Origin of the sequence: Streptomyces lonarensis, from assembly GCF_012033735.1 — a bacterium.
Lineage (GTDB): Bacteria > Actinomycetota > Actinomycetes > Streptomycetales > Streptomycetaceae > Streptomyces > Streptomyces lonarensis.
Map to the genome: position 1 here is coordinate 1 of NZ_JAAVJD010000321.1, position 4,830 is coordinate 4,830.

3 protein-coding genes are annotated in these 4,830 nt (G+C 75.0%); all 3 read left to right on the forward strand.

Annotated elements, in window-relative coordinates; genetic code table 11:
- Positions 1-319 precede the first annotated feature (319 nt).
- The 3 genes from HCN56_RS23680 (at position 320) to HCN56_RS23690 (ending at position 4,674) form a co-directional block, all read left to right on the forward strand.
- Positions 320-1,531 (forward strand): LacI family DNA-binding transcriptional regulator, encoded by a 1,212-nt coding sequence (locus tag HCN56_RS23680; protein WP_167974401.1) that lies wholly within the window; start codon positions 320-322, stop codon positions 1,529-1,531.
- Positions 1,532-1,708: 177 nt separating this feature from the next.
- Positions 1,709-2,779: a metallophosphoesterase gene (locus HCN56_RS23685; protein ID WP_167974403.1), complete on the forward strand. Its 1,071-nt coding sequence runs from the start codon at positions 1,709-1,711 to the stop codon at positions 2,777-2,779.
- A 566-nt stretch (positions 2,780-3,345) separates the two neighbouring features.
- Positions 3,346-4,674 (forward strand): serine/threonine-protein kinase, encoded by a 1,329-nt coding sequence (locus tag HCN56_RS23690; protein ID WP_167974405.1) that lies wholly within the window; start codon positions 3,346-3,348, stop codon positions 4,672-4,674.
- Positions 4,675-4,830 lie beyond the last annotated feature (156 nt).

Below are 4,830 nucleotides of genomic sequence, written 5' to 3' on the forward strand. Positions count from 1 at the left end.
GGGCCGACGCGGTAGGTGCCGCGGCGGGCCCGCGGCGGGCGGGTGGCGGCCCCGGCCGGCGGGGCTACCGCGGTCGGCCCAGCCGCCCGGTGTCAGGCCGTGCGGCGCTCCTCACTCGAAAGAGTGAGCACCGTGACCGTGAAAAGGCGAGGGCCCACAGCCTCACGGGCGCCCGGGAGCGCGAGTCCTGCCCTCCACGCGGCCCATTGCCTGCGGTTCACAGGGCCGTGGCCGGTTTCCGTCGCGCAGAAACGTATCGGCTCATCAACTTGTGCGACCCTCAGGCATGTTGAGTGGCCGGGCCTACGATCAGGTCGACATGACAGCAGCGAAACATCAGGTGAGCCGGGGGGACGACACCCGCCGATCCCGCCGCCCGCGGACCGGTATCCGCGACGTCGCGGCAGAGGCCGGTGTCTCGATCACCACTGTCTCGGACGCCCTCAACGGCAAGGGCCGACTGCCCGACACCACACGCAGCCACGTGCGCTCCGTCGCCGACCGGCTCGGGTACCGCCCCTCCGCCGCCGCCCGCACCCTGCGGACCGGACGCTCGGGGCTGATCGGACTCACGGTCACCACCTACGGTGAAGAACCGTTTACCTTCACCGAGTTCGCCTACTTCGCGGAGATGGCCCGCGCCGCGACCTCCGCGGCGCTCGCCCGGGGTTACGCCCTCGCAATCCTGCCCGCCACCTCGCAGCACGACGTCTGGTCCAACGTGGCGCTCGACGGCACCGTCGTCGTCGACCCCGCCGACCACGACCCCGTCGTCGCCGAACTGGTCCGGCAGGGCATCCCCGTGGTCTCCGACGGCCGCCCCGCGAGCGACCTGCCGGTCGCCGGCTGGGTCGACAACGACCACGAGGCCGCCGTCATCGGGCTGCTGGACCACCTCGCGGCCTCGGGCGCCCGGCGCATCGGGCTGCTCACCGGGACCGGCACCGACACCTACACCCGGCTGTCGACCGAGGCCTACCTCGGCTGGTGCGCCCGGGTCGGCCAGCCGCCGGTCTACGAGGCCTACCCCGCGCACGACCCGTGCGCGGGCGCGCTCGCCGCCGACCGGCTGCTCGCGCGGCCCGACCGGCCCGACGCCGTCTACGGCCTCTACGACCCCAACGGCACCGACCTGCTCGCCGCCGCGCGCCGCTACGGGCTGCGCGTCCCGGAGGACCTGCTGCTGGTCTGCTGCAGCGAGTCCGACGTCTACGCCACGACCGAGCCGCCCGTCACCACCCTCTCGCTCCAGCCCGGCCGCATCGGTTCCGCCGTGATCCAGCTCCTCATCGACGCCATCGAGGACGGGGCCGCCGCACGCGCCGCCGGGGCAGGACGGGGGCGGTCGGCCGGCCGCCGCACCGGCACACGCCACACGGGGCACACCGGCGCACTCGCCACCCAGACAGCGGTCCGGCCCGCGCAGCAGCGCGTCATGCCCACCGAGTTGATCGTGCGGGCCTCCTCGCAGCCGCGGGTCCGTTCGGTGACCGTGAGCCAGCAGCGCACCCCCCCTGCTGCGGGCGGGTAGTTTCCGGTAGCCTCCCAGCCAGGGTGGCCTGAACACCCCGATCGCCGGGCCCGCCGGTGGGCGTGTCAGGTGTCCGACGCTTCCCGTGGTGGGATTCCTATGATGGACAGGTGGGCACCGTCAGCGGCCTCGACGGGCCGGTGACGGCGGAGGCGGCGCGTACGTGGTGGAGGGGTCATGGCTCAGGAGCCTGCCGGGGATTCCGGTGTCGAGTTCCGTGCGGACGCGGCGGGAGCCGCCGTTCCCGGTCACGCTGCCGCGGCCCCGGTGACGACGCCGGCACCACCCGGACCACCGCCGGCCGCTCCCCCGCCGCCGCCCCCCGCCGCCCCTGCGGCGGCGGAGGCGACCACCGACGCCCCGGCGGCCACCCCGTCCGGGGACGGCCCCGGCCCGCTGTACGTCGTCGGTGACGTCCACGGCTACCTGGACGAGCTGTGCGCCGCGCTGCGTGCCGCCGGGCTCACCGACGAGGAGGACCGCTGGGCCGCGGGCAGCAGCCGGCTGTGGTTCCTCGGCGACTTCACCGACCGCGGCCCGGACGGCGTCGGTGTCATCGACCTGGTCATGCGGCTCTCCGCCGAGGCGGCCGCCGCCGGCGGGTACTGCAAGGCGCTGCTCGGCAACCACGAACTGCTGCTGCTGGGCGCGCACCGCTTCGCAGACACCCCGGTGGAGTCCGGCGCCGGCACCGCGACCTTCCGGGCCGCGTGGATGCTCAACGGCGGGCAGCCCAGCGACATGGAGCGCCTGGAGGACCACCACGTGCAGTGGATGTCCCGGCTGGACTCCCTCGCCGTCGAGGACGGACACCTGCTGCTCCACTCCGACACCACCGCCTACCTCGACTACGGCGACACCGTCGAGGACGTCAACGACGCGGTCTTCCAGGCCCTGCAGCGGCTCGACTCCGCCGAGACGTGGGAGCTGTTCCGGAAGTTCACCCGGCGGTTCGCCTTCCGCGACGAGGACGGCCCCGAGGCCGCCCGCACCCTGCTCTCCACCTACGGCGGCGCGCGCATCGTGCACGGCCACAGCCCCATCCCGTACCTCACGGGCGAGGGCGACACCGCGATCGACGAGGACGGCGAGGAGCGCCCGCTGCGCCCCACCGAACCGCACCTCTACGCGGAGGAGCTGGCGATCGCCATGGACGGCGGCGTGACGATGGGCGGCCCGATGCTCGTCTCCCGCCTGCCGCTGACGGCCGGCGCCCCGGACAGCGCCGTTCCCGCCGCGACCGCCTGAGACCGCGCCGACCGCCTGAGACCGTCGCGAGTCCTGAGACGGGCCCGCGGCCGCCGCCGCGCCGCACATCGCCGGGCGGCCGCCCGGTGACCCTTCCGGCCGGGCGGCCGCCGTGCGGTTCCGTCGCGCGGCGCCGGGTGGGCACCGGCGTCCGGTGTCTCGGGGCGGCCGGAACGTGACCACGTGCTCACGGATCTGACGGCCCGGCAGCGGGGCCCGTGCGGCGGCCGGAGGCCCGGCACCCCCCGCAGGCTCCGGCCTCCGGGCACCTCGCCCGCCGCCGAGCCGTCCGGAAGAAGCCGCCGGTCGGGTTGGACTCCTGGTAAGAGCTGAGCCACCTGGGGCGTGCTCCGAGTGCGCGCGACCGCGCGCGGGCAGGGTCAGGGGGAGGGCATAACGCCCACGAGACAGGATTTCCCGAAACAGGGCGCGCGAAGCGACTTGTTCCGGCCAGCTCTCTGTCACAGGGCCCGCGCGGGCTCTACCATCGGACCTTGCCCACGCTCTCCGTCCCGGACGGTGAACGGCCGGCAGGGACGGCCCAATCGGAGCATCTGGGGAAGCACATGGACGGTGCGAACTTGCTGTTGCAGGAGGACCGGCCCGACTACGAGCGGGTCCTCGACGAGGCCCTGCGGCGCGTACGCGAGGACTCCGGACCGGCGGCCGCCGAGCGGTTCCGGACCGAGCAGCTGCGGCGCCTCGGCATGGAGGCCGTGCCCCTGGTCGCCCCCCGTGCGGCGGCCGAGTACCAGCACTACGTCGCGGTCCGCGAACGGCTTCGCGTCCCGGCAGGCACCGCGCCGTCCGCCGCGCCCGGCCCGGCTACCGACGCCCCGTCACCCTCCGCCGCCGCACCCGCGGCCGGCGTGGGCGCGGGCGCGCTGGCCTCCGTCCTGCTGCCGGTGCTGGCCGGGATCTCGGCCTTCGTCTTCCTGCTCTTCGGGTACGGGCTGAGCCTGGCCGACCCGGAGCCGCCGGTCGCCGCGTCGATGCGCACCGCCGGGTGGGTCTTCGCCGTCCTGACGGCTGTCGGACTGGCCGTGGCAGCGGTGGAGCTGCTCATCGGCGCCCTCCGGAACGGAGCGACCTCGGTCCGCGCGGCGCGGCCGGGCCAACCGGCCGCCGACGCCGCCCCCACCGAGCTGACCGAGGCCCGCGAGGCCTGGCGGAGAGCGCTGCTGGAGCGGGGTCTGCTCCCGTTCCTGCACGAGACCGTAGGAGGAGATTCCGTGTCCGACAACGACGACCGCGAGAGCCGTACCCCGAAGCTCAAGTTCTCCAGCCCGAAGTTCTCCAGCCCCAAGGACCGGTCCGCCGAGGGCACCGAGCCGAAGGAGTCGGGCTCCCGCTTCGGGCGCGGCGGCTTCTCCAGCCCCAAGAGCTTCAGCCGTGACGGCGACTCGCCGGAGAGCGGCTCCGGTTCGCGGTTCTCCAGCCCGAAGTTCTCCAGCCGGACCGACGAGGACGAGCAGCCCTCGGAGCGCAGCTCCCCCGGGTACGCCAGCCCGTCGTACCGGTCGTCGTCGGAGAGCAGCGACGACTCCGGCTCGCGGTTCGGGCGCGGCGGCTTCGCCAGCCCCTCCTACCGCTCCTCCTCCGACAGCACTGAGAACGGCGGGGGCGACGGCTCCGGCAGCGGCTCCGGCTCCCGCTTCGGCAAGGGCGGCTTCGCCAGCCCGTCGTACCGGTCGTCGTCGGAGAGCAGCGACGACTCCGGTTCGCGGTTCGGGCGCGGCGGCTTCGCCAGCCCCTCCTACCGCTCCTCCTCCGACAGCGCCGAGAACGGCGAGGACGCCGGCAGCGGCTCCGGCTCCCGCTTCGGCAAGGGCGGCTTCGCCAGCCCGTCGTACCGCGACGACGAGCGCGACCCGAAGGACGACTCCGCCTCCTGACCGGCGCGCCCCGCCGGCGCACCAGAGGCCGCGCGGGGCCGCGACGGGCCGCGACGGGCCGCGCGGGGGCGCGCACCGGAAACCGTGCGGGGGCGCGCACCGCCCCGGCGTACGAGACGCGGATCGACCACGCGCGGACCGCTCCGGCGTGGGGGG